The sequence below is a fragment of the Anabaena sp. AL93 genome, assembly GCF_001672085.1.
Classification (GTDB): domain Bacteria; phylum Cyanobacteriota; class Cyanobacteriia; order Cyanobacteriales; family Nostocaceae; genus Dolichospermum; species Dolichospermum heterosporum.
Genome location: NZ_LJOU01000009.1, coordinates 49,600 through 75,975, shown reverse-complemented (window position 1 = coordinate 75,975; position 26,376 = coordinate 49,600). Strand labels below are relative to the sequence as shown.

Sequence of the window (26,376 nt, the reverse complement as noted above, 5' to 3'; positions counted from 1 at the left end):
CCCCCAGCCTCCTCCACTCCCCCAACTCCCCCTACTCATTTAGTAGGTTGTAGCTGATTAGGTGTTTTTTTCCAGCTAATACTTGCTGCACCCAGGGTCACTAAGATAACTCCTATAACTTGGACAATATTTAGGGATTCTTGCAGCATGATCCCGGCGAAAATTACGGTTAAAATCGGGACTGTAGCTCCAATTAAAGAGGAGAACGGAGAGCCTAGTTTACGAATGCCAAAATTATTGAATAAGTAACCGCACAAAGTTAAAACACCTAATATAAACGCACTTAATACCAGTTCAAGGATGTTATATGAACTAATTGCTACACTTAAATTACCGGGTAATGGAATTATTAAGCAGATAAGACTTAATAACAACATGGTGGTGAAGTTAATTAAAGTCAAAGATACAGGATGTAACTTGAGTTTAGTAGCACATATCCTGGTGAGAATGACGTAAATTGCAAAGGCGATTCCAGATAGAATGGCTGTGGTGCTTCCCAATGAGGTGTTATTCACCCCTGTAGACTGACTACCTAAAACTAATAATTCACCGCAAAAAATTGCTGCCATTGCTCCAGTCACTAGTGAATTAGGACGTTCCTGAAATAGAAACCAGGACAGAAACACGCTCATAACTGGATAGACAAAGAAGAGGGCGATCGCCATTCCTGTTGTTACTTCACCAATAGCAATGTAAATAAATACCTGTGATACAAATAATAAACAACCGCTAATTACTGACAAAAATAGAGCCTGTTTAGTTTTATTCTGAGTAGGCGTTGCATTTGCTCCCAATGAAGCAAATAAATTTTCTAATTCTTGCCAAATAGGAGGATGTAATATAGGTGATAAAAGTAACATTAATGGCACAACCACTAATAAGCGCAGCATCAAAATCAAGAAAATATTCCCCAATGTCGGAAAGATTAACTGCTGTGTTGGCAATCCTGCCAAGGGGTTAGAAGCTGTAAAGAAAATCGCTTTAATTGCTACGTTGTAAAGAGACGAAACCACTGTAGACAAAGCAATAAAAAGGAAACCTATCTGCAACTGTGACCAATTAGGAGATGTCCGGGATCTTTGTTGTCTGGGAGTTATTTGTTGTTGAGGTGTAATCGGTTGTTCAGGTGTTGTTGGTTGTCTAGGAGTTGTTTCCCGTCTTAATTTTGGTGTTGGCGGTCTTCCTGTGGGTAAATTAGGAGTTAAAACAGAAAGTGGTTCAGGTTTTGGATCTCCCAGGGATGGTGCTGTTAATACCTTAGAAGTCAAAATAGCGCCAAGTTCAGAATTTGGATCTTCCGATGGTGTATCTAGACTTACAAAAGAACTAGGTACAGATGCTTTATCTGCTGCTGATGTATCTGGATTTACGAAAGAACTGGGTTCAGGGGTTTTATTGTCCGGTATTACTGTTGGTAAATCTGGATTTACGAAAGAACTGGGTTCAGGGGTTTTATTGTCCGGTATTACTGTTGGTAAATCTGGATTTACAAAAGAACTGGGTTTGGAAGTGTTATCTATTGGTGAAGATAATATAACCGCATTGGCTGCTGATGTAGAATCACTGTGTGCTGATTCATGAGGAATAAAAGCAACTGGTTCAACCATGATTCTTTGTGGGGATTTTTCCGAAGAACCATTTTGATGAGTTATGGCTTCACCACGCAGATTATCAGATAGTTGTAAAACTGTAGGTGCGCCTCCTGTTGTTGTTTTGACGGAGTTAGCATCTCGATTTTTTTCTACTTCACTTCGCAGACGATTGACAAATTCTGCTAGTATGGCTTCCCCTTGCTGTTGTTGGCTATACATCCGTGATAACTGCTGGGAAAGATCACCTTGATAGTTTTTGAGTTCTTGTAATAGTGAATTAAAGGCAATAGTTACCGTCCCATCCAGACTGTCTAGCATATTAGTGACATTCTGTCCGATTTCATTAATAGCATTATTGTTTAACTGAGTATTTTGCAGCGCAGATGAATCAGAGGAGTTATGCTCTACGGATTGAGTAGCTAAAGTTTTTAGTGACGATTGTAATTGGGAAGATATATGTTTGGCTAGAACTTCTGCTAATTGACGGATTAACACTTGCTGTTCAGTGATTTGCCGCGATTGTTGTAGATTTTCTTTTTCCTCAATTAACCTTTGAATATCGCCAGATAAGCGATTTTTTTCAGTTTCTAGCCGTTTTACGTCTTCCTGCAACGACCTCAGCAGATTTTGTTGAAGATTTTCTAAATCTTCAACTACATCCCATAGAGCATTTTCTGCGGCTCTGGATAGCTCACCTCTAATGCGTGGGTTTTCTGGTCGCTTCTCAAATCGCCCCATCGGTTTCTAGCCTCTAACACCTTGATGATTAAGTTACTCGGCACTTTGCGCGAACAACACCTGTATTAAGTTTCCTGGAGAAAAGGCAGGAAACTGAACAATTTCACCGAACTTATCAATTTAATTAACTTATAAAAGCCTTACAAATGAATACCTAACTACAAGCATTAAATCCGTGCGGAATACCTATTGCTTGATAGTTGCCATCATGATCGCAAACTGCTGTAATTTATAGAAGGCGACAGGGAATAGGTTTTGGGAGATTCTACTTGTTACATAACATATTTTGTTTTTTCATGTCTACCTATCTAGTGCCAGTTTAGTGCCAGTTTAGTGCCATAATGGTAAAAATAGTGGCACTCAGGGCGACGCTGATGGGAATGGTAATTAACCAAGCGGCGGCGATATTTTGGATAGTGGCAAATTTTATTGATTTAATATTTTGTACCAGTCCAATCCCCACAACTCCACCGACAAGGGCATGGGAGGTAGAAACAGGTAAACCTAAGCGGGAGGCTAATAAGATAGTGATGGCTGTGGCTAGTTCGGCGCAAAATCCGCTACTAGGTTCTAAGGAAATAATATTTTCGCCAATGGTGGCAATAACTTTTTTACCCCAAACTGCTAATCCTGCCACAATGCCGATCGCACCGAGAACCAGAATCCACAAGGGGATGGTGAGTTCATCACTGGGAACTTTACCTTGTTGGTTGATGTAGGCAATTACTGCTAGAGGAGCGATCGCATTACCAACATCATTAGAACCGTGAGCAAAAGCCACAAAGCAAGCGCTCAAAACTTGAAATCTGGCAAATAAACCTTGAATTTTGTTTTCAATTTGACTATTTACCAATTGTCGCCAACTGATCAAGGTCAAGCTAATTACGGCGATTCCACCAATGAATAGGGTAATGTCGTGAGCGGGAACATTAAATTTTCCCTCTGTGAGTAAGAACTGGCTCAAGGGTTGAGTGATTGTCGGGAGAACGATAATACCAAATACACTCAATAGCAATGCACTTAACCAGGGAATCCATTCTTGTAGCTGGGAGAGAGGTTGGGGTTGATTAAAAATCCATTGTTGAATCAAACTATACAAACTAGCGGCGATCGCTCCACTAATTATTGGTGTTAAAATCCAGCCTATGGTAATTAAACCAATGGATGACCAATCCATTGCTTCTACTCCCAATGCTACCCAACTAAAGCCAGCGATCGCTCCCACAATGGCATGAGACGAAGACACCGGTAAACCCCTAGCTGTGGCAATTTGTAGCCAGATCCCAGCCGTGAGCAGTACCGAAATCATCCCCATCACTAAAGTTTGTGGTATCGTCGCAAATAAAACCGGATTTGCAATTTTCGTGCCGAGGGTAGACGTTACCTCTTGTCCAAACAAGACAGCACCAAGAAACTCTAACACGCCAGCAATCATGATCGCCTGTTTGAGAGTAATAGCCCCAGAACCCACAGAAGTTCCCATCGCATTAGCAACATCATTTGCACCCAAATTCCAGGCGACATAGAAGACTAAAAGAGCGACTATCGCAGTTTGCAGTTCCATAAAATAAACCATTCACACCTGTTAACAGGTAAAAATTGTCATGAATGATTTACATTTTCCATTTTTTTGGCTATAAAAATCTGGACGAGCCATGAAACTCGACACAATCAACAAAACCTAATTTTATCTTTTATCTATGTTTGATATTTTCACAAAATCAAGCTACCAAGCCCTGCAATCAGGGAAGAATTACTTTGCTTTTGCTCACAAAACCGTAAGTTCACAGATCAAAAACCTAATTTATCCATCACTTCAGCCAAATATCAGTCCTTTATCCCAGAAATTGCTCACACAACTTCAAGACAATATGAACCAGTTATTGGCAAGAGACTGGGAAGATAGTCAAGCAGGTGTGTATCCACAAAATTTATTATTTGATAATTCTTGGGAAGATTTCTTCTGTTACTATCCATTAATATGCTTAGATTTACCAAATATCTGGGAACGAATTAAAAATCGGAGATATCAAGAATTTTCCCAGGAAATATCCACAGATAACTATCCCAGCTACTATGTACAGAACTTCCATTACCAAACAGATGGCTATTTGAGTGAACTGTCCGCCAATTTATATGACTTACAGGTGGAAATTCTGTTTGGTGGCTCAACTGATGCTATGAGAAGACGCATCCTCTGTCCTCTCAAATCCCAACTGACAGCATTTGACCATATTCCCCAAGAACAACTCCGAGTCATAGATATTGCTTGTGGTACTGGACGAACACTGAAGTTAATCAGAGCAGCTTTACCCGACGTATCTTTATTTGGTATAGATTTATCCCCAGCCTATTTGCGGAAAGCCAACGAACTATTATCCCAAATTCCTGGAGAATTACCGCAACTTGTACAAGAGAATGTCGAAGAGTTGCCTTATCGAGATAATTATTTTCATGGTACAACTTGTATTTTTCTGTTTCATGAGTTACCAGCGGCAGTTCGTCAAACTGTAATTGAAGAATGTTTTCGGGTCACAAAACCAGGAGGCATTTTTATTATCTGTGATTCTATTCAGGTAAATGATGTACCGGAGATGGAATTAGTTGTCAAAAACTTCTCAGAGACTTTTCATGAACCTTATTACAAGCATTACATTACAGATAACCTGGTAGAGCGTTTAGAAAAAGCGGGATTTGAGCAAATAGAAACCCAAGTTCACTTCGTAAGTAAATATAAATATTGGATTGCTCACAAGCCAAGTTACTAGAGATTCAGCATTCACAATGACGGTTGATAACTAAGAAAAGTTTTCTGTACCCTCACTTCGGGTAATTATTCCCACCTACTAACGCCCAATGTGTACTGGACGCGATTACCACAGGTGAGATTGGTGCGTGTATTAGTGACTTGGTCACCAATACACGCCAAGGGTTGAGCAATTACCGGATGTTTTGATGAAATATTGAACAATTTTCGAGAGATGAAGTGCTGTAACTGTCTATGTTTTTAGCAGAGAAATGGCAATACTGATAGCTTGCGTGATGACGCGAGAGCCATGCAACTGATTAAAGATATAGTGCTTGTAACTATCTATATCTGGTGTCAGTCAAAGAGAAATTCACAAACGATAAAATCAAACAAGTGTAGTGCTGTAACTGTCTATATCGTTTCAATTCAAGAAGTGGTATGTAGGATTTAAAAGATCCAATAATCCGGTAACATCATTTCTGGGTTGGCAGGTATTGCGCTCCAACGATTGAATAACAGAACTGAAATTGCCAACTTATCCATCTAATCCTCTACGACCACTACCTCGATGAGGATTGGGCTTTTCGGGTTGATTGGGGCTAGGTTTGGAGTTATCAGCCAGGTTGAAACTCTGGTTTAACACCAAAGGTGAAAGCTGGTAATCGGACTTAGCCATTGACAGAGCGGAAAAACGAGTCTGTACTGCTTCGCAGTTAAAAGCTAAGGAGCCAAATACCAGACTCGATACTAAAAGTGAAATGGCAGCACGCATAGTAGATGTCTATTTTAGAACTCTCTACTTCACTAATACTTAACTCTTATATGTCTATCCGGAAAATTTGCGAAAAAGTATTGTATTTTACTGAATAAATGTTCATTTTATACTTCTTCAATATATTCAACAAGTAACCAATTCCCAGACAAATTTGGCCGCCCCCAAATCTTGAGTATTTTTTCTGGGGGTAACGCTTGTAGTTGCTGATCTATATCAGGTATCAACGTCACAAGCTGCCAATTTGTTGTAGTAAAATTGGTTTCATTTGTAATATTAAATTGGTAATTTTGCTCACTTAGTCGTTGGAATTTGCCTGTAAAGCAGTTGAGGTTTAATTTATTATCTGGTCTCACCACAATACAAGGGCTGTTACCATCAGCAGGATAAGCTTCTGGATGGTCTAAATAATAAGTTTGCCAGTACAACCAATCGGGATGATTAGTTAATAAGTTAAACAGGGGAACAATTACGCTAGGTGCATCGTCATCTGTCAGTAATGCAGCCTGCAAACTCTTCACTGGTAAATCCCTGGGCTGACATTCTAGCATAATACAAAGAGAAGCTGCCATACCTGCCGCTTGTCCAATTCCCATGACTACTGGTTGAAGTCTAGTAGCGCCGTTAGCGATGTGAGAAACGGAAATGTTTTTTTCACAAACTAGCAAACCATCTGTGGTGGCAGGAACAAGAGCGCGATAAGGGATAGTGAAGGGTGTTCCTGTCCATCTTCCACCCCAACGGATAGATTTAGGTTGCAGTGAGAACTCTACACCAGGATAATGATGATCGTTGGCATAGTTACCGACGGCGATGGCATCATGAAATGGTAATGCGGTTTTACCGTTGGCTAAAGGCAGGATATCCCGTTCAGAAACAGTTGTCAAGCCTACTAGGCGGCGACTTTCCCGATAATAGGGATGGAGGGCAAAGGCGGAGTTAGGATGGGGAAACAGGTTTTCTGCTAATCCGTAACGCCTACCAAACTGACTTTGAATGTGATGGGCGAAATTCTGACTATGCCAATAACATTCTTGCATAAATTCGCGCTTTTTCTCCCCTACATCTAGCAACCGATTGGCATTTTGGCAGTAATCATTGCCCGCAATAGGCCAGTTAATCATAAATTGATTCGCTGGTAAGCGTCCATAGTTCAAAAATTTTTCTGAGCCATAGTTATCCCAAGCTCCTGTAAACTGGGATGGGTGATAGTTGGGGGCGGGGAGAATTTCTGGGGCGGTATTTTCTCCAAAGTCTTGCATGACTACTACCCAAGTTGGTGCTTGGAGTGGATAGGTTTGGGTCAGGGAGTTAAAATTAGTTGGTGCGCTTGGTTCTTGCCATTCTGATTGTAATTCCCAACCCCAACGATGAGGGATTGCTCCTAAAGCTAATAGGTCTCCTAATTCTGTGCCGTCGAGAATGATTTTGGCGTTGATGGTAAAGTCCGCAAAGCGTATACCTGTGATCTGGTCTTGGGTTCGCAATACTTCTAAGGGAACTTGTCCAGAAATCCATTGCAGGTTAGGTAGTTCTCGCACCCAGTCGGCAAATATTTCTGCACCTATCCGCGGGTCATAAGTAAAAAAACTGACCCAACTATTATCTAATCCGCCTGGTTGTCTGCGTTGTAATTCTTGGAGGAAAGCCGCCCATAAACCTGTTTGCCAGGCTTGTAATTCGTTGCCGTCTGGTGCAGATACACCGGCTGAGGTGAGCATTCCTCCTAACCAGGGAAATTCACTCACGAGGATTGTGTTTACACCTCGTCGCGCTGCTTGGATAGCCGCAGCAGTTCCGCCGGTGCCTCCGCCAACAACTAGGACATCGGTTGTATAGATTTGATTCATCGTATTTTATAGGATTAAGTATGGTTTTATAGTTTATCAAAGGGCGATCGCTACCTGATTATACTCAAAACGGCTAGAAGCTGGACTTTTTTATCATACAAAGAACAAGTTCAAAGCCTCTCCAGTATTAAATATTATTCCTTTTCCCTCTCCTCTTAGGAGAGGGTTAGGGAGAGGTGCAAAGGAGAGGTTTACCAGAGGGGGTTTCATATTTGGTTAAACTATGAACCGTTTTCAGTATAAGTGACATAATCAATGGGATCTTCTAAACCCAATTCGGCAAAGGCTGCTAACCGCAATTGACAGGAATCACAGACACCGCAGGCTGAATCACCACCGGCATAGCAGGACCATGTGAGATCCCAAGGTACTCCTAATTGATTACCTAGTTGGATGATTTCTGTCTTTTTCAAATTAATTAATGGGGCGATAATTTTAATAGCTTCTCCCTCGCGTCCTTGTTTTGTCCCCAACTGGAAAACTTGCTGCATAGCTTCGATATAGTCAGGACGACAATCTGGGTAGCCGGAATAATCTAGGGCATTAACGCCAATATATACTCTTTGGGCGGCGATCGCTTCGGCATAGCCCAAAGCAAAACTTAAAAAGATGGTATTACGGGCAGGAACATAGGTAACAGGAATATTATCTGCCATTTCGTCGAGGGATAGCGAAGCGCTCCGCAGGAATCGCCCTTCAGGTAAATCAATCTTGTTGTCTGTTAGTGCTGAACCACCCCATTGTCGTAAATCAAAATTGACCACCTGATGTTGAACTACTCCAGCCGCTTCAGCGACCATATAAGCAGAATGCAACTCTTTGCTATGACGCTGTTGATAATTAAAAGAAATAGCGTAACATTCACAGCCATCAGCCTTTGCTTGGTAAAGAACAGTAGAAGAATCTAAACCACCAGATAACAAAATTACAGCTTTCATATTCAGAAGAGGAAATGGGAGATCAAGAAATAGCAGGAGGAGAGGGAAATTTTCACAATTACCAATTCCTTCATAAATTGCATCCAAAAGATGGGAAAATTAACAAAATACAACCAACAAAAATTAAATATGGACAAAAAGACTCTCAGGAATGAGAACATTAATTGTATAAATCGCCTAAAACATTATACTCTGAGTATTAACTATGTAATGACTTGTAATTTTACTTATAGAAAGGGTGATTAATTTACCTCTATAAAGACCAAGTATGTATTGAATTTAGTTAATTTCCTAAATACATACCTGATAATTCCTGTCAAGAGTTACAAAAATTACAGAGTTAAAGAAAAAACACATAATTTTTCTAATAGATGAATAAAAACAGGATAATTAACAACTGTTAACGGAAAAGATCACCAGATGGCGGGAACTGAACCCAAACTTTGAAATTCTTCATAAAGATAATCACTATGTTACCATCTGGATGGTTTAAGACAAATCAGACCTGGCGTTTAAGTATAAAAGCCAACGACCTTAGCGTCTCTAAATTTGGTGGTTGAGGAGAGAACAATAGTGCAAGATAGCATATCAGTGTCAGAGCCAAATCTTTATTCACAGCGCAGCCAGCCGCACCATATTCGCATAGGCGTAATTGGGGTTGGTAACATGGGACAACATCATACCCGCGTACTGAGTTCCATGAAAGATGTGGAATTAGTCGGCGTTTCTGATATTAATGTCGAACGTGGTCTAGAAACTGCCAGCAAACACAAAGTCCGGTTTTTTGAAGATTACTGCGACTTACTACCCCATGTAGATGCCATCTGTGTTGCTGTGCCTACAAGGTTACACTATGCAGTGGGTATAAACTGTTTGTTAGCAGGAATCCATGTTTTAATTGAAAAACCGATAGCAGCTAGTATTTCCGAGGCAGAATCCCTAGTTAATGCTGCTGCTGAATCCCAGTGTATTTTGCAAGTTGGTCACATAGAACGATTCAATCCCGCCTTTAGGGAACTTAGTCAAGTCCTCAAAACCGAGGAAGTTTTGGCTTTGGAATCTCACCGTATGAGTCCTTATTCGGCGCGGGCGAATGATGTTTCCGTAGTGCTGGATTTAATGATCCATGACATTGATTTACTGCTAGAATTAGCCGCCTCACCAGTGGTGAAACTGACTGCTAGTGGGACTCGTTCTTTAGACTCAGGTTATTTAGATTATGTAACGGCTACCTTGGGTTTTGCTAATGGGATTGTTGCCACTCTCACAGCCAGCAAAGTTACCCACCGGAAAATTCGCCGTTTAGTTGCCCATTGTAAAAATTCATTTACAGAAGCAGATTTTCTCAATAATGAGATTTTGGTACATCGGCAAACCCCTGTTAATCCTCTGATTGACCATCAAAAAGTCTTATATAGACAAGATGGTTTAATTGAAAAGGTTTATACCACGAATGTTCAGCCTCTCAGTGCAGAGTTAGAGCATTTTGTCAACTGTGTTCGCGGTGGCAATCAGCCTTCTGTCGGTGGTGAACAAGCTCTCAAAGCTTTACGCCTGGCTAGTCTAATTGAGCAAATGGCTTTAGAAGAGAGAGTTTGGAACCCATTAGAGTGGTCTTCGGAATCCAGAGTCCAATCTTTGACATCAACCATTTAGCAAAATTTAGCTAAAACTGGTAGTGGGAGAAATTTAATGATTTTTCTCCCGCCAATATGACGGGTTAGGAGTAGGGGCAACCCCCTGTGGCTGCCCTGTGCTTATTCTGTGCTTGGATGTCAAGAGGGGGAAGAAAAAAGAAAAGCTTGACTTGACATTTCCCAAGACTGACATCAGAAATACTAAATCATAAAAAATTGACGATCGCCTGTTATGAATTTTGACGTATTTCTAGTTACACTTAACCCAACCTAAAATTTTTTGTAGCTCACCTTTTTGTAAGATGAGCATGATAACTTTTTACAGAGGAGATTTCATGACAGATCAACCGCCCGTAGCTAATCCCATGAACGCTGCTGCTATTCCTATGAACCGGACTACAGCAGCAGCATCAGCAGCCACACCAATGAATTCTGGAAATTCCGGCAAGCCAACCAATATTACGGGTAAAACTATTCTGAGTGTGGATTTAGGTAGAACCTCCACAAAGACTTGTGTGAGCCGTGAAACCGCTAATGTGGCTTTCATTCCTGCTAATGTGAAGCAAACATCAATTGAGCAGATCCGTGGTGGTGTGTTTGAAGCTAAGGCTACTGACCCACTAATGGATTTGTGGTTGGAGTATCAAGGTAGTGGCTATGCTGTAGGGCAATTAGCAGCCGATTTTGGGGCTAATCTTGGCGTTGGCCAATCTAAGGTAGAAGATGCGCTGGTCAAAGTTTTATCATCTGCTGGTTACTTTAAGCTCAGAGATGAAATTTATGTTGTCCTGGGACTGCCTTTTTTATCTTTGGAGCAATTTGAAAGAGAAAAGGAACAGTTAACTAGCTTGGTAACTGGACCTCATGTAGTAAATTTCCGAGGTGAATCCATAACTTTGCATATTGCCAAAGTCTGGGTAATGCCAGAAGGATATGGTAGTTTGCTGTGGTCAGAAACTCAACCGAATAAAGCAACAGCAGTTCCCGATTTTACGAAAATATCTGTGGGGATTGTGGATATTGGTCATCAAACCATTGATATGATCATGGTGGATAATTTCCGCTTTGCTAGGGCTGCTTCTAAGAGTGAAGACTTTGGGATGAGTAAGTTTTATGAACTGGTAGCTAAGGAAATAGATGGTGCTGTTGATAGTCAATCATTGGCACTGATTTCTGCGGTTAATAAGCCTAAAGGCGATCGCTTTTACCGTCCCAAAGGTGCTAGTAAGCCCAGCAATTTAGATGATTTTCTGCCTAACTTAACAGAACAGTTTTCACGGGAAATTTGCTCTCGTGTGTTAGCGTGGTTGCCAGAGCGGGTAACTGATGTGATTATTACAGGTGGTGGTGGAGAGTTTTTCTGGGAAGATGTCCAACGTCTACTCAAGGAAGCTAAAATCAATGCTTACTTAGCTGCACCTTCTCGGCAAGCTAATGCTTTGGGGCAGTATATTTATGGAGAAGCGCAATTATCTGCTGCTGTTCGCGCTAGGTCATAAAACTGATGTTCCAATGGTCAAAAAAGGTAGTTAAATCCGTTACGTTCAATCCAGAAATTGCTGATGAGAGTTTGTTAGCGCAGGTGGAAAACTCCTTAGAGACACAGCCAGATAAAACTTTCAGTGACCTGTGTAAGGAGGCTCTCTGGAAATTTTTGTGTGTCCCAGAAACTGTACAAGCAGTTGCTAAGACAGCAAATATAACTACGGTTGAACAAAAAATCGGTGAGATGCAAAATCAAATAGCTGGTTTTGAGGAACGTTTTTTGGCGAGGGAGTCTCATCGTTTGGAGGCGATAGAAAGTCAAATGTTGCAACTTACTCAACAAGTGGCAAATTTGGCAATTATCCTGAATCAACAACCACTTACTTATATTCCTCCTGATAGCGTTAGCGTGGCGCAAGCCATACCTGAACCTGAACCTCAAGAAATAGACCCCGTAATTAATCGGATTGGTCAGTTTCTTGATGATTTCTAAGCAATAACTAGGTTTTTCCTGGTTTTGACTTTGAGAAAAACTCTTAACTAAACTATCCTCAGTCCCACCAAATAATGCTGAAATGGCTTATAGGTGGGATATTTTGTGTAAAAATTAAAAGCATTTTCGTATTAACAAGATTAGAATCAGCCTGTTCTAATTTCTATTGGCATTAGTAGCACCTAGAGCGATTATTGTTTCTTTTTGAGCTTGGTTAAGACCTGTGGCATGGTTGATGTTCATACCTTCGTATAATCTGTGAATTTTCAGAGTTTTTCGACATTCACCTCTTTGTAAATCCCAAATTTTAATTGTTTCATCTTCGCTACTACTAGCTAAAACTGGATCTTGAGGACTGAAAGAAAGTGATTCTACACCTTGAGTATGTTCTGTGAAACTGACGGTATTTCTGAGTGTGAAATCCCATAATCTAATAGTTTGGTCGTCACTACTACTTGCTAATAGTTTATCATCAGGACTATAGGCGATCGCTCTCACAGCACGAGAATGTCCCTCAAACTCCTGTAAAAATTGACCCGTATTCACATCCCAAAGCTTCACCATGCCGTCATCACTGCCACTTGCTAGAGTTTTACCATCATGACTAAAAGCTAAGGCTTGTACACGCAAAGAATGTCCTATACAAATATGGTGGCATTGTTTACTGTCAATATCCCATAACCTGACTTGATAATCATCATCACCAGTAGCCAAAATCTTACCATTAGGACTCAATGCCATAGACCAGATCCAACTACTTAAAGGTTGCCATGTTTTTAGACATTCTCCACTATTAGCATCCCATATTTTCACCGTTCTATCATCACTACTACTGAACAAAATTTCACCATCAGGACTGAAAGTTACCCACCATATCCAATCTTTATGTCCAATTAGGGTTTTGAGACATTTTCCCCTAGCAATATCCCATAACCTAATAGTTTGATCATTACTTCCACTGGCTAACTTTTGACCATCTGGACTAAAACTAACAGTCCGTACCCAACTGCTATGTCCTCTTAAAGTTGTCAAACATTCCCCTGTGTGAATATCCCATAACCTCACTGTTTTATCATTGCTTCCACTGGCTAATTTTTGACCATCTGGACTAAAACTAACAGCACGTACCCAACTTGTATATCCCCGTAAAGTTCTCAGACATTTTCCAGTATTTGTATCCCACAGTTTTAAAGTTTGTGTATCACAACCACTTACTAATATGGTTTCATCAGGACTAAATGCCACACAACGAACTCGATGATGATTGTCGTGTAAATTTGCTAATAAATCCCCGGTAGCAGTATTCCAAATTTTCACGGTTTCATCACCACTACCACTAGCCAATTTATTACCACTAGGACTAAAAGTAACAGACCAAATTCTCCCACTATGCCCTTTTAAAATATGCAAACATTTTCCATTATTAATATCCCATATTCTAATTGTCTGGTCATCACTACTACTAGCCAATATTATATTCAAGTCTTAACAAAGAAAACAGAAAAGCTGTAAGGATGGCTTTAACTTTTCTCGGTGTAAACCCAAATATATTCGGTTAACTAACCCAAGAATAATATATAACACCATAAATTTTAACGTAAATCAATTTGGAGTAAGTATGTCATACATTCAACGAATTGCAACATTAGAAGACACAAGTGCGCTCGTTCCCCTATGGAAAACCTTTGCGGAAGCGCGATCGCTTGCTGACCAATCAATGCCAATCATACCCGATTTTGACTATGAGCGGTATGTGGCTTATCAATTAGGAAAACCCCTATCTTTCTGTTTTGTTTTGGAATACGAAGAAGAGTTAGTCGGGTTTATCTCAATGTATCTCTATGATGAAGCACCTCCACCGAATTTACCCTCTGATTTAGAGGTATTAGAAAATCCTTTTAAACCCCGTCGCGTTGGTGCAGTGTTGGGGTTATATGTTCAGGAACTTCATCGCAAACTGGAAACAATCAAACTATTAATTGATGTGGCAACTAAGAAAGCAGAGTCCTTCAAAATTACTGACATTGATGTATTAGGCTCTTGCGTCTCTTTTATGGTGATTGAGGATTGATGATAACAAAACCCTTACGGGACAAGGGTTATAAACAATTATTTCCATATTTTCAATGAAATGCCTACACAATAGGGCTTTCAATGATTTTGAACCAGGTTTTCCATAAAAATAACCGAAGAACCTCAACAACTCAGCCAACCATATCTAAAGTTTTTGAATTTTCCATAAATAGCTAGATAGCCAATTTGTCACCATATGAGCAACTATTGGTAATAACAAGTTGCCACTTAATAGGGTGCTACAACCTAAAATAATACCAACAATGGTTGCCCAAATTACATAAGGCCATTGTTCGGGACCGCTAAGGTGTAGGACTCCAAAACAAAGACTGGATAGGATCACAGCGGTATAATCTGCGCCTAAAGCGGGTAGCATTACACCTCGAAATAATAATTCTTCACTTAAACCAGGAAGTAGTCCTAACCAAATTAAGTCTGGTAAAACTAACGGTTTAAGAACCATTTCTAGATAATAATCGGCACTTCTGCGGTAGGAAGGGGAAAGACGATAAGCTAAACCACTTAATATGGTAATAATTACACCTAAACTAATTCCTAATAATAAATCTTGTTCTTGCCAGTGCCACTTAAAAAGCGCGATATTACCCCAGCGTAACCATAATTTAGCAACTATCCAGAGAATAATTGCGGTTACACCCATTGCTACTAAGACTTGGGTGCGTGTTAAATAGGGTATTTCTGGTTCTTGGTTTTGTTGTTCAATCACAGGATTTTAAAAAATAATTGGTAATTGGTGATTGTTAATTGTTAATGAGGAAGGATTGATACCTGCTTTATGAGCGACTAATACACCTACTGCTTCTAAATATGAGTTTACCTGCAAGGTGGGAATTCTTAACATGGATGCAGGAACTTGCATCAAAGTTTTATTTTCTGCAACTGTAATTATTTGACATTGTTTCTGGCTTAAACTCAATAAAGCACTACTTCCACAAGCTGTAGCAGGAATGATTAAAGCATCAACTTGATTTGCCCAGATGTCAGTGGATAAAGAATTGTGATTTTCTGTATTAATGATAAATTGCGGGGCGTTACTCAACCCAACTAAAACGCAAGGTAAGAATGTGTAGCCCAATTCTTCCGCTGCTGCAGGGGGGGATAAATTTGCGTCTGGTGGGGTGCTGGCAAGGGCAGGAGCATGGGCGCAGGGAATTTTAAAGGTACGAACTAATAAATGGCTAATGACGGCTTCTACACCGGCTATAGGATCTACTCCTTGACCTTGATGATAGTTTTTAATTGCGGTTTCGTCCATATCGTCGGGTAAACGGGCAACAACAGCGATCGCTTCGGCTTTTTCTTCTATAATTAGTTTTTCAGCAGCCCGTAATAAACTATCAGGATTACCGATTGTTCCCCAACTAGCACCTGATGGAGAAGTTCGTAATTCTACGTTTAGCGGTGCATCAGTAATAACATGATTTGTAATATTTAATCCTAGAGTGGCTCTAGCTGCATCGGCTACCTGCAAGTGTCGCAGCATTAATTCCGGTTCGATACCCTGGTCTAAAAGCAAACCGACTCTATTACTGCGAACCGGACGTAAACCCCATTCTCCAGCCGCAAATTTATCTAAACCATATCCTTCGACGTAGAAGCCATTGGGAATATTCCAGTATAGACTTGCCCCGTTCATAACATTGGGGTGAGTAATCAAGCGATCGCATACCTGTGATATAACTCTAGCTACTGGTAACGCATCACCAGCATAACCGCCAATCGCCGCCCCAATGCCGGTAGGTATAATTAAAATTACTGTGTATGGTTTTTGGATGGGTATCACAGGTTTTTTTTCGCGCAAAGAGGCAAAGATACAAAGAAGAAATTTAAGCGGTAACTACGGCTTCTACTGTTACGGTTTGTGCTTCTTCATTAACAGCGGTAATAGCCCAACGCAGGGGTTCACCTTGTTTCTCCAATTCTACTGTAATCGCTTTTTCTAATTCTGTGGGAGTTTGTTGCAATTCGATTTCAGCGGAAATAAAGTGAGTTGTCATAATCCTAAATCCTTTGCCTTGATGATTTTGAGAATACAGAAACTTTTTGGTGATTGGTGATTATTATCCACCTTTCCCAAATTGCGCTTTATAAACAATCTCTTCTTTTTCTGTTTCGATTTTTAAATCAGAAAGAGGTTTAGCAACACAAAGCAGCGCATAGCCTTGTTTTTGCAAATCTAGACTTACACCCATACCATCTTCTTGATTTACAGTTCCTTCTGTAATCAAAGCCGCACAAGTTGTACAAACACCAGCACCGCAAGAAGTTGGTAAGTCTAAACCATTAGCTGAGGCAGCGTCAAGAATATTTTCATCTTCAGAAACTTGCAGGGTATGTTTTGTACCTTGGTGGTTAATTTCTACGGTGTAAATTTTGGACATATATAGCAGCAGTGTTTGACAACAGACAAATATTCTATTCTACTTGTTGACATTATTAGGACATTCTACCATATTTATTCTTAAATTTGACTTAATCCTCAAGGCTTTTGGCTGTTGTTGAATTTGGTTCGTTTATATTTATGGGGATAAATCAAACTGTGCTGTCATTAACCATCTGCAAGATGTCAGTTATAGCAGGAGTCAGAAGAAAAACCCTCTGGTAGCAAGAGTTTGACCTGGCATTAGTTATTTTCACAACTTTGATTTAAGTAGGTTGACGTTGAAAATTGTCGTTATAGCAAGGCAAGAGGCAAGAGGCAATAGTAAAGAAGTTTTCAGCGATTTTACGTTTCTTTACACAGTTTGGTTTTATTGTGTTCACCTACTTAATCATATTACAAAATTCTATGAAGGTTTGAAAGGTAGGTAAATGCTCAGTTTCATTTTGAACCCTGGCTATTAATTGTTCTAAATATTCTTCTTTCATGACTTCATTAGTAATTTTATAATGTTTAAGATTGTTGATCTTAAACAATTCTTTTAAATAATCCTTATGAAATTGAGCATGAGTATTAAAATCCAGTTTACCCATAATTTCTGGACAGTTAATTGAAACATCATAATAATTTGTATAATCTAACAATGGGCTATTTTCTGCTTGTAAAGGATAAATTCCTTTATTTCCCAAGCACCAAGTGTCAAAGCAGCGATTTTGAACAATGATATGAAAGTGGATATTTACTAAATCAATGTTATTAGACTTTAAACATTTATAAATTTCTTGTTTTTTATAATCAATAGTAACTTCTTCCGCATCTAAACAAATAACAAGATAATTATATTTACTATACTCTTGAATATTTGCAATAGCATCAGGTAGATGTCTATCAATTATTCCCGGTTGACCTTTTGCATTGAAAAGATAATAGTTATGATGATCAACTTGATGGGGTAGTCCAATTCGTGTTAATTCTGGTAGAAGATACTTAAGCCAAGCTTTATAAACTTTTTCTTCAGTATCTCCCTCCACAAGAAAATAGATATTCATTATGCTGATATGCCTTCATTATATTCATCGAGATTAATCAATTGCATAAATGCTTCGTGTCTGGATTTACCTAGTCCAAAATCTTTTGCATCTTTAGCAGTTACTACACCACCTTTGCGAGTAACTATTTTCCAATGTTCCATTCCAACTTTATTGATAATATAAGGATGGTGACTGGTAATTATAAATTGTAAATTCCTACTTTCAGATAGTAAATCACTTAGAATATCAATACAATTCACTCCTAAACTATTTTCAAATTCATCAATCAAAATCACAGATCCTTCAGCAGTCAAATAACATTCACTGATTTGTATTAAGGTTTTATACATACCAGATGATATATATTTTTCACTAATCCAATTATTTACGCCTTTTTCTTTTATTTTAATTGTGAGAGGAGCTTTTTCTTGAATAGAATTTAAAAGAGTGTCCTCTTCATTTTCATCTTCATCTTGTTCTATTTTGATATCTTCTACTTGCTCAAATATATTTATAAATCTCTCTTTAATTGCTTGAAATATTGGATTTTTTTCAAAATAAGCAATTACTAATTTAATCTGAACTGGCAAGTTAGATTGATAATATCTTTTGTCAACAACCATCCTTTGATCTAAAGAACTATCCTTAAATATTTTATCTATAACAATATTATATATAAGACCGTTATAGAAAGAAGCATCTGACCATTGAACAGTGGAAATTATGCTCTCGAATCCATGCTTGACAGCTGCTATATCTGCTTCTCCATTTAATGTTTCCACTACACTTTGAACTGGTGAAGGCTTGATTGGTAATATATTGTTCTTGAACTTTATTTCGATTTCATTTCTATCTATTATTAATTCTCCATTTTTAGATAAAGATTCATTCTTTATCTTGAAATTACTATTATTAGAGAAATTATTTTCTTCATTTTCCAATATTAAATTGTTTGAGATATTGCACTCAAACTCACCACTCCAATGATATTCATTGTTTTTATAAGTAAAATGTATATCCCATTCAACTCCGTTGAGTGATTTACCCTCAGATATTTTTTGCAAATCAAGTATTGCTTGTAAAATTCTAGTTTTACCAACGCCAGAAACACCAACTAGAAGATTAAAATCAGAAAACTCGATTGGCTCAAGTCGCCATTGTCTTTTATGGTCATAATAGCTTAGTTGATTGATTTTCATGTTTTTACATTTAGATGATATTTTCAAAAATAAACGTGACACAGTATATTTTAACTTAATCTTTTTGGCTTAAATAAAAATTTATAACTATAAATTGATTAATTATAAATATCTGGTAAATTTTCTTACCCATTACTACAGTTCAACCCTCAATAAACCTTATATCTGCTACAACTAAACAATAACTCTCTCGTTGCTACTTCTGTAACTGAGAGAGCAAAAACTGAAATCGCCCCTAAATATACGCTAAAATACTGAATGTAACTAGCTTTTTAAACTTTTAATTTTTAATTCTTAATTGGTTATGACCATGCACAATTCCGCTGAATTCCGAGACGCTTATGATGTGATTGTCGTCGGTGCAGGTCACGCCGGTTGCGAAGCAGCACTTGCTACTGCCCGCCTCGGTTGTCGAACACTGCTATTGACCCTAAATTTAGATAAAATCGCTTGGCAACCTTGTAACCCCGCAGTGGGTGGCCCTGCCAAGTCCCAATTAACCCATGAAATAGATGCTTTGGGTGGGGAAATTGGCAAAATGGCAGACCGAACATACCTACAAAAACGCATCCTCAATTCTTCACGGGGGCCAGCGGTGTGGGCATTACGGGCGCAAACTGATAAGCGGGAATATGCAGCGATAATGAAGGGAATTGTCGAAAATCAGGAGAATTTGACAATTCGGGAAGGCATGGTGACGGATTTAATCTTAGATGATAATAATGAAGTTATTGGTTTAGAAACCTATTTTGGCGTATCTTTTCACTGCAAAGCTGTCATTCTCACCACTGGCACATTTTTGGGCGGTAAAATTTGGGTGGGGAATAAATCCATGGCCGCAGGACGCGCGGGAGAGTTTGCAGCGGAAGGGTTAACACAAACTCTCAATCGTTTGGGATTTGAAACCGGCAGACTGAAAACTGGGACACCAGCACGGGTTGATAAGCGTTCCGTTGATTATAGTCAAATGGAAGTGCAACCGGGAGACGAAGCTGTGCGGTGGTTCAGTTTTGACCCCGAAGTGTGGGTAGAACGGGAACAAATGCCTTGTCACATGACCCGGACAACCCCAGAAACTCATCGGTTAATTCGGGAAAATTTGCATCTGTCCCCGGTGTATGGTGGTTGGGTGGAAGCAAAAGGACCTCGCTATTGTCCGAGTATTGAAGATAAGATTGTCCGCTTTGCCGATAAGGAAAGTCACCAAATCTTTATTGAACCGGAAGGAAGGGATATTCCTGAATTATATATCCAAGGCTTTTCCACTGGGTTACCCGAAACTTTGCAAATTTTGATGTTGCGGAGTTTGACTGGTTTGGAAAATTGTGTGATGTTGCGTCCGGCTTATGCTGTAGAGTATGATTATTTGCCCGCAACTCAGTGTTTTCCTACCTTAATGACCAAAACAATCCCAGGGTTATTTTGTGCCGGACAGGTCAACGGGACGACTGGTTATGAAGAAGCTGCTGCCCAAGGAATAGTAGCGGGAATCAATGCAGCGCGGTTTGTCCGGGGTAAGGAAATGATTATTTTTCCCCGTGAACAAAGTTATATTGGCACTCTAATTGATGACCTGTGTACGAAGGATTTACGCGAACCTTATCGGATGCTCACCAGTCGGTCAGAGTATCGGTTATTACTGCGTTCTGATAATGCTGATATCCGCATGACACCTTTGGGACGGGAAATAGGTTTAATTGATGACCGACGTTGGGATTTGTACAGTCAAAAACAAGAACAAATTACAGGGGAGAAAAAACGCCTTCATGTTACTAGAATAAAAGAGAATGAGGCAGTGGGGCAAGCGATCGCTCACGATACCCAAGAAGCAATTAGAGGTTCTATTACCCTGGCTGATTTACTGCGTCGTTCAGGTATTCATTATCTTGATTTAGAACGCCACGGACTTCATAACCCTGCCCTCAAACAAGCCGAAAAAGAAGGAGCAGAAATTGACATCAAATATGCCGGTTATTTAGCCAGACAGCAAAACCAAATTGACCAAGTTGCCCGTCAAGCAAATCGCCAACTATCTAGTGATTTGGACTACTCAACCATTGAGACTTTATCTAAAGAATCCCGAGAAAAACTCAACAAAGTTAAACCCCTCACCATTGGACAAGCAGCAAGAATTGGCGGAGTTAACCCAGCCGATATCAACGCTCTTTTGATATATTTAGAACTAGCTAAAAACAAGACGGTAATAGGTAATAGGTAATTGGGAAACAAATTCTCCCTCTTGCCTGAATGGGTAATAGGTAATAGGGAGGAGATAAATATAGAACGTAATTTACCATGACATACTAGACATATCTGGACATCATGTGGTATGGTAGGACGAGTAACAAACTTAGGCTGGCGATGACAGTAAATTATGTACCTCCAAGAGTCGCTGCTACCAGATTGGGAGTCAGCACCAAAACACTTGAAAGGTGGCTTGAAGACGGGAAAATCGAAGGCATCTTTACCCAAGGTGGACAAAGAGTGCGATTCGTTGTTAGTTGAATCACGGTAAACAGTCCGTACATAAACTAACCAACCCAATCCAATCATGGAAAAGGTTGAACTCTCGGTCTGATATGGGTGAAAGTCCCATCTGCCAGACTCAGGTATGACTCCCTACCTGCCCACACTGACTAGACTCGGTTTCTAGAGGGTGAAGCTGGGAACAGGGCGCAATCAGACATCCGTTGTGGGGTGACACTGGTGCTAACGGGGAGTTCCTACGGTGAAACAGAGCCTAGAAAAGCAACCTACCACCAAGCAGGACACAACATCAAAATCCTGACTTCATTGGAGCTAATTCCCGCCGCATCCTCTTTGAATAGCGGTAAGAGTCTAGGGAATCCAGTGGTTGAATTGGCTACACCTAACGGAACTAACAATCAACCGAGGGAACGAATAAAAACGGATTGTGGGTCTAGGGGCGGTCGAACCCCATAAGTAGGCTAGACGAGCAGCGGAATCCCTTCAATTCGGGTAGGACAGACCGTAACTGGTCTGAGGTGTTCAGAATACACAGATGGTCGCAGAGCATGATTAGACACAGAGACAACTCTAGTGAATCTTGGAAAACGTTACCCTGGAAGCAATTCCGCCGTAACTTATTCCGCCTACAAAAACGAGTGTATAAAGCGGTTCAAGTTGGAGACAAGCGCAAAGCCAAGTCCCTACAAAAGCTGATTCTGAAATCAACCGCAGCAAGATTACTGGCTATTCGTCAAGTAACACAGCTAAATGCTGGAAAAAAGACAGCGGGAATTGACGGGAAGACCGCGCTCACATTTGAGCAAAGGTTTCAACTGAGTGAAAAGCTTAGAACCGAATGTAACGACTGGAAACACCAGGGATTACGTGAAATACCCATGCCCAAAAAGGACGGTAAAACCCGGATTCTCAAAGTCCCCACTATTGCAGATAGAGCGTATCAATGCCTTATCAAATACGCATTAGAACCAGCGCACGAAGCAACCTTCCACGCCAAAAGCTACGGGTTCAGAACGGGACGTTCAGCGCATGATGCCCAAAAAATCCTGTTTAATAACCTAAACTCCAACGCCAACGGAATAGATAAACGAGTTATTGAACTCGATATTGAAAAATGCTTCGACAGGATAAACCATTCCGCCATCATGGATAAACTCATAGCTCCCAGAAGCATAAGACAAGGGATTTTCCGATGTCTCAAAGCCGGAGTCAATCCAGAATTTCCTGAACAAGGAACACCTCAAGGGGGCGTGGTAAGTCCACTACTAGCTAACATCGCTTTGAATGGGATTGAAAGTATTCATAGATATCATAAGATATCTAATTGCCGAATTACAGAAAAAACCTCAAAGAGAGAAATTATTGAACCAACAATCCGGTACGCGGATGAGATGGTAATAATACTCCGACCTCAAGACGATGCCATAGAAATACTTGACAAAATCAGTCAGTTCCTAGCAGAACGGGGAATGAAAGTCAGTGAGAAAAAGACAAAGCTAACCGCCGCGACAGATGGGTTTGATTTTCTAGGCTGGAACTTCAAAGTCCAGAAAAACGGGAAATTTAGATGCGTTCCATCAGTGGATAACTATAAATCTTTCCGCAAGAAAGTAAAATTCATCGTCAACAACTCGAATTATGGTGCTACCACTAAGGCTGAGAAATTAGCCCCTGTAGTTAGAGGTTGGAGGAATTACCACCGCTTCTGCAAGATGGACGGATCGCGTAACTCGCTATTCCACATCGAAACAAGAGCATTCAAGGTATTCAACAAGGAAACCAAACAGAACCGCCACACTAGCAAGCAATTACTAGATAAGGCGTTTCCCCCAGTCCCTTACTCCGAAAATAAACATATCAATGTCAAAGGTGAAAAGTCGCCTTACGACGGAGATTTGAGTTATTGGAGCGAGCGCAACAGCAAGCTCTATGACAGTCATACCTCTAAAGCCCTCAAACGGCAAAACCATAAATGTGGTCATTGTGGGTTAAAAATGCTCAATGATGAGAAGGTACATTTACATCACTTAGATGGAAACCACCAAAACTGGAAAACTAAAAACCTTCTAGCCATTCACGAAAGCTGCCACGATTATCTTCACATGAGCAAAAGCGAAAGCTAAGAACGTCGGAAGCTGGGTGCAGTGAAAGCTGCACGCCCAGATTTAACAGAGAGGGGCGCGGGATAGTACCCGCCCTCGACTCTACCAGATATAACCTCGATTCAATTATCCCTGTTCGACATGGTAATCCATCAGACGAGCGAGCCACTGTTCTATATGCCAGAGTTTCAAGCCGCAGTCAGAAAAACGACCTTGAGCAACAGGTTCAGTTTCTCCAGTCTCGTTACCCTGACGCAGAAATCATCACTGACATCGGCAGTGGACTCAACTTCAAACGAAAAGGTCTTCAAGCCTTACTGGACAGAGTTCTCGGAAACACTTGCAAACTTGTTGTCATTGCCCACAAAGATCGGCTTTGTCGCTTTGGATTCGATCTTATCTCATGGCTCTGTGCTAGGCAGCAAACTCAAATATTGGTTCTCAAGCAAACGAACCTCAGCCCAGAAATCGAAATGGTTGAAGATATCCTTGCCATTATCCATGTCTTCAGTTGCCGATTGTATGGACTTAGAAAGTACAAAAAACAAGTCATTGAAGACAGCGAGTTACCGAGTGTACCCAGCAAAGGAACTTGAGCTTATTTGGAAAAAATGGGTTGCTGCTGAACTATTCTAGTATGGAAAATTTTCTTCTTCCTTATTCCTTCTCTTAGAGGGTGTTTGAAAAGTCATGATTGCTGTATCAAATGTTTTACCCCTCCCTAACCCTCCCCTTATAAGTAATTGGACAAAAATATTTACAGTCATTGCGAGCGAAGGGAAGCAATCACAACCCCTGCGATTGCTTCATTTCACTTCGTTCCATATGGCTAACGCCACGCTACGCTAACGCAATGACATTGTGTAATTAATTCTGTCTCACTACTTAAAGGGGAGGGAACTGGATTTTTATTGTTTCCCCCCTTTACAAGCTATCGTGTACACACAAGTTAAATTACCCCCCTTAATCCCCCCGATGCTTTGGGGGGAAACCGGAAAAATTAGTTCTCTCCCCAAAGCATCGGGGAGGGTTAGGGTGGGGTAATTTGAGGAATAATGGTAATTAGATAACTTGTGTGTACACAGTAGCCTTTACAAGAGGGGACTAAGGGGGGTAAAAATGTGATAAAAATTACGGGATACCACTTTTAAAACATCCTCTAAGATACAAGGTTGGGTTGAGCGATCGCGAAACCCAACAAAATCCTTGATAATGTTGGGTTATGGCTGATGCCTCTGGCACGCTACCGCAGGGATATGTCACACTTCGTAAACGTTACATTACTCCGCAACGCTGACATTCCACAACTCAACCTACCATATAATGACTTTGCTTAACCGAGCAGTATTGCCTCTTAGACAACTGACAACTGACAACTGAAAACCGAAAAAGCCTATGTTACCCAAATCCAGCACTGATTTATTTGTTTCAGAAGCGTCCGATAGCACCAGTATGTCTTTAGCCATAGATTTCGTCAACAACGAGCCTTGGACAATAGAAACCTATGCTGAAAGCTTAATGGACGAACTTTTTCATGATATTGACAACATTCTTGATGGTCGAAACAAGCGAAATCATCATAGAGGCAGAAACGAATCTGTCCCCGTGCAAACTATGACATTTCAAATGCCAGATGTGGTTTTACCATCAAAACTTAATCGTCCATTACAATCTACTGCACCCATTAAAAACGTCCAAACCACTACACTAGTAGTTAATCATCCATCTATCAAAGCAATTGCAACTACTGAACAACAACAAACCAGTGGTTTAGGTAAACTAATATTTATGGGATTAAGCCTAACCGTCGGGACTTTGGGTATGGTCTACTTAACTGAGTCTGGTTTATTAAATACAATAAATGCCCAATTAACTTCCCAAAGTTTGCCAAATCACCAGACACCATCACCTGCATCTGTAATCACAGATCCTCAGTTAGACTTAGTAAATTATATGTTGGAAGCCTTAACTGTGATAGAACAGCAAGGGACAACCAATGGTAAAACAATTGCTAAACCAGGATTTCCCACTGTTAATCTGAATCAAACCACTGCCTTACCTTTACCAAATACCCAACTAACAGAAACTCCACCATTACCTGTAGCAGCAACCAATATGCTACCTGCTAATAATCGCTTGACTACCCCTAATGTGGTTGAGCGCATATATATTCCAGTTTATCAGTCTCCCGCACTCAAATATCAAATACCAATTGTTCCCACAGTCCCAGTACCACCTACCTTACCTTCATCTTTAACAGTTAATAATTCTCCTACTATTAATACTATACAACCAGCAATTAAGCCGATACCCAAAACAACACAGGTGAATCTCAAACCAGCAGCCGTTAATCCTCAACCGCTGAAAGTCGCACCACCGAAATTACCAACAATTGTTCCCCCAGCACCTGTAAAAGAAACTAAGAATATACCACAACAGGTTGCAGCACCTAGCTATTCTGCACAATTAGAGGGACTATTGGAGTTGGGTAATAAATCTGTGGCTTTGTTTAAGGTAGATGGTATTAGTCGCCGAATTAATATAGGTGAAAATATCGGTACTACAGGTTGGACACTAGTAGAAGTCAGTAACGGAGAAGCTATTGTTCGCCGTAATGGTGAAGTTCGCTCTATCTACACAGGACAAAAGCTTTAATACAACTGCATGAGTCAAACAAAAATTGAATATCTTCTGAAAAGCCTGTGTAATCAGCTTCTTTAGTTTTTAGTACCGTAGTACGGCACTAACTTTTACACTTATTTTTTATACTTCTATCTGAGAAGCCTACTGATATTAAGATAGTTGGCGTTGCTGATAGCCTGCGTGGCG

Annotated in this window: 23 protein-coding genes; 11 read left to right on the top strand and 12 right to left on the bottom strand. The window is 40.2% G+C overall.

Going from position 1 to position 26,376, the window contains the following annotated elements; genetic code table 11:
• Nucleotides 1-35 precede the first annotated feature (35 nt).
• Together AN486_RS03900 and AN486_RS03895 are read right to left on the bottom strand one after the other, a co-directional pair.
• Entirely contained in the window at nucleotides 36-2,330 is a 2,295-nt protein-coding gene (locus AN486_RS03900) for a DMT family transporter (RefSeq protein ID WP_168636161.1), read from the bottom strand.
• A gap of 319 nt (nucleotides 2,331-2,649) precedes the next feature.
• Complete coding sequence (locus AN486_RS03895; RefSeq protein WP_027400600.1) at nucleotides 2,650-3,894, bottom strand: inorganic phosphate transporter; 1,245 nt, start codon at nucleotides 3,892-3,894, stop codon at nucleotides 2,650-2,652.
• Between the two features lie 136 nt (nucleotides 3,895-4,030).
• On the opposite strand from AN486_RS03895, the gene AN486_RS03890 reads away from it, so the two are divergent.
• Nucleotides 4,031-5,098: a class I SAM-dependent methyltransferase gene (locus tag AN486_RS03890; protein ID WP_290599404.1), complete on the top strand. Its 1,068-nt coding sequence runs from the start codon at nucleotides 4,031-4,033 to the stop codon at nucleotides 5,096-5,098.
• A 516-nt stretch (nucleotides 5,099-5,614) separates the two neighbouring features.
• On the opposite strand, the gene AN486_RS03885 is transcribed toward AN486_RS03890, so the two are convergent.
• From AN486_RS03885 to queC, 3 genes are all read right to left on the bottom strand, one after another.
• Nucleotides 5,615-5,851 carry a hypothetical protein gene (locus AN486_RS03885; protein WP_027401389.1) on the bottom strand — a complete coding sequence of 79 codons (237 nt, stop codon included), beginning with the start codon at nucleotides 5,849-5,851 and terminating at the stop codon, nucleotides 5,615-5,617.
• 107 nt (nucleotides 5,852-5,958) lie between these two features.
• On the bottom strand, nucleotides 5,959-7,701 hold the full coding sequence (locus AN486_RS03880) for an FAD-dependent oxidoreductase (RefSeq protein WP_290599403.1): 1,743 nt from the start codon (nucleotides 7,699-7,701) through the stop codon (nucleotides 5,959-5,961).
• Nucleotides 7,702-7,922: 221 nt separating this feature from the next.
• Complete coding sequence (queC, locus tag AN486_RS03875) at nucleotides 7,923-8,639, bottom strand: 7-cyano-7-deazaguanine synthase QueC (protein WP_053538817.1); 717 nt, start codon at nucleotides 8,637-8,639, stop codon at nucleotides 7,923-7,925.
• A gap of 14 nt (nucleotides 8,640-8,653) precedes the next feature.
• On the opposite strand from queC, the gene AN486_RS03870 reads away from it, so the two are divergent.
• The 4 genes from AN486_RS03870 to AN486_RS03855 all read left to right on the top strand — a co-directional run bounded on the left by AN486_RS03870 (nucleotide 8,654) and on the right by AN486_RS03855 (nucleotide 12,254).
• Nucleotides 8,654-8,794 carry a hypothetical protein gene (locus tag AN486_RS03870; protein ID WP_168636164.1) on the top strand — a complete coding sequence of 47 codons (141 nt, stop codon included), beginning with the start codon at nucleotides 8,654-8,656 and terminating at the stop codon, nucleotides 8,792-8,794.
• A gap of 418 nt (nucleotides 8,795-9,212) precedes the next feature.
• A complete protein-coding gene (locus AN486_RS03865; RefSeq protein WP_053538816.1) occupies nucleotides 9,213-10,295 on the top strand; it encodes a Gfo/Idh/MocA family oxidoreductase in 1,083 nt (360 codons plus the stop codon).
• Between the two features lie 316 nt (nucleotides 10,296-10,611).
• Nucleotides 10,612-11,775 carry a ParM/StbA family protein gene (locus tag AN486_RS03860; protein ID WP_053538815.1) on the top strand — a complete coding sequence of 388 codons (1,164 nt, stop codon included), beginning with the start codon at nucleotides 10,612-10,614 and terminating at the stop codon, nucleotides 11,773-11,775.
• Between the two features lie 5 nt (nucleotides 11,776-11,780).
• Entirely contained in the window at nucleotides 11,781-12,254 is a 474-nt protein-coding gene (locus AN486_RS03855) for a hypothetical protein (protein WP_053538814.1), read from the top strand.
• A 156-nt stretch (nucleotides 12,255-12,410) separates the two neighbouring features.
• Here the strand turns inward: AN486_RS03855 and AN486_RS03850 are convergent, their stop codons facing one another.
• Entirely contained in the window at nucleotides 12,411-13,724 is a 1,314-nt protein-coding gene (locus AN486_RS03850) for a WD40 repeat domain-containing protein (protein WP_053538813.1), read from the bottom strand.
• A 148-nt stretch (nucleotides 13,725-13,872) separates the two neighbouring features.
• Between AN486_RS03850 and AN486_RS03845 the strand changes: the two genes are divergently transcribed.
• Nucleotides 13,873-14,325 (top strand): GNAT family N-acetyltransferase, encoded by a 453-nt coding sequence (locus AN486_RS03845; RefSeq protein WP_052149766.1) that lies wholly within the window; start codon nucleotides 13,873-13,875, stop codon nucleotides 14,323-14,325.
• 147 nt (nucleotides 14,326-14,472) lie between these two features.
• On the opposite strand, the gene AN486_RS03840 is transcribed toward AN486_RS03845, so the two are convergent.
• From AN486_RS03840 to AN486_RS03815, 6 genes are all read right to left on the bottom strand, one after another.
• Complete coding sequence (locus AN486_RS03840) at nucleotides 14,473-15,054, bottom strand: CPBP family intramembrane glutamic endopeptidase (RefSeq protein WP_053538811.1); 582 nt, start codon at nucleotides 15,052-15,054, stop codon at nucleotides 14,473-14,475.
• 6 nt (nucleotides 15,055-15,060) lie between these two features.
• Nucleotides 15,061-16,122, bottom strand: a complete 1,062-nt coding sequence (locus AN486_RS03835) for a DUF3326 domain-containing protein (protein WP_168636211.1) — start codon at nucleotides 16,120-16,122, stop codon at nucleotides 15,061-15,063.
• A 52-nt stretch (nucleotides 16,123-16,174) separates the two neighbouring features.
• Entirely contained in the window at nucleotides 16,175-16,345 is a 171-nt protein-coding gene (locus AN486_RS03830) for a hypothetical protein (RefSeq protein ID WP_168467300.1), read from the bottom strand.
• 63 nt (nucleotides 16,346-16,408) lie between these two features.
• Nucleotides 16,409-16,729: a 2Fe-2S iron-sulfur cluster-binding protein gene (locus AN486_RS03825; RefSeq protein WP_053538810.1), complete on the bottom strand. Its 321-nt coding sequence runs from the start codon at nucleotides 16,727-16,729 to the stop codon at nucleotides 16,409-16,411.
• A gap of 382 nt (nucleotides 16,730-17,111) precedes the next feature.
• Nucleotides 17,112-17,777 carry a hypothetical protein gene (locus AN486_RS03820; protein WP_053538809.1) on the bottom strand — a complete coding sequence of 222 codons (666 nt, stop codon included), beginning with the start codon at nucleotides 17,775-17,777 and terminating at the stop codon, nucleotides 17,112-17,114.
• Nucleotides 17,777-18,958, bottom strand: a complete 1,182-nt coding sequence (locus tag AN486_RS03815; protein WP_290599395.1) for an AAA family ATPase — start codon at nucleotides 18,956-18,958, stop codon at nucleotides 17,777-17,779. The genes AN486_RS03820 and AN486_RS03815 overlap by 1 nt, the downstream gene beginning before the upstream one ends.
• A 304-nt stretch (nucleotides 18,959-19,262) precedes the next feature.
• On the opposite strand from AN486_RS03815, the gene mnmG reads away from it, so the two are divergent.
• The 5 genes from mnmG to AN486_RS03790 all read left to right on the top strand — a co-directional run bounded on the left by mnmG (nucleotide 19,263) and on the right by AN486_RS03790 (nucleotide 26,202).
• Nucleotides 19,263-21,176, top strand: a complete 1,914-nt coding sequence (mnmG, locus tag AN486_RS03810) for a tRNA uridine-5-carboxymethylaminomethyl(34) synthesis enzyme MnmG (RefSeq protein ID WP_290599392.1) — start codon at nucleotides 19,263-19,265, stop codon at nucleotides 21,174-21,176.
• Nucleotides 21,177-21,319: 143 nt separating this feature from the next.
• Nucleotides 21,320-21,463 carry an excisionase family DNA-binding protein gene (locus AN486_RS03805; RefSeq protein ID WP_233455482.1) on the top strand — a complete coding sequence of 48 codons (144 nt, stop codon included), beginning with the start codon at nucleotides 21,320-21,322 and terminating at the stop codon, nucleotides 21,461-21,463.
• 530 nt (nucleotides 21,464-21,993) lie between these two features.
• Complete coding sequence (locus AN486_RS03800) at nucleotides 21,994-23,568, top strand: reverse transcriptase domain-containing protein (protein ID WP_290599390.1); 1,575 nt, start codon at nucleotides 21,994-21,996, stop codon at nucleotides 23,566-23,568.
• On the top strand, nucleotides 23,529-24,143 hold the full coding sequence (locus tag AN486_RS03795; RefSeq protein WP_190383042.1) for an IS607 family transposase: 615 nt from the start codon (nucleotides 23,529-23,531) through the stop codon (nucleotides 24,141-24,143). The genes AN486_RS03800 and AN486_RS03795 overlap by 40 nt, the downstream gene beginning before the upstream one ends.
• A 799-nt stretch (nucleotides 24,144-24,942) precedes the next feature.
• The gene (locus tag AN486_RS03790) at nucleotides 24,943-26,202 is read left to right on the top strand and encodes a hypothetical protein (RefSeq protein WP_053538803.1); all 1,260 of its coding nucleotides are present in this window, start codon (nucleotides 24,943-24,945) and stop codon (nucleotides 26,200-26,202) included.
• The last annotated feature ends 174 nt before the right edge of the window (nucleotides 26,203-26,376 follow it).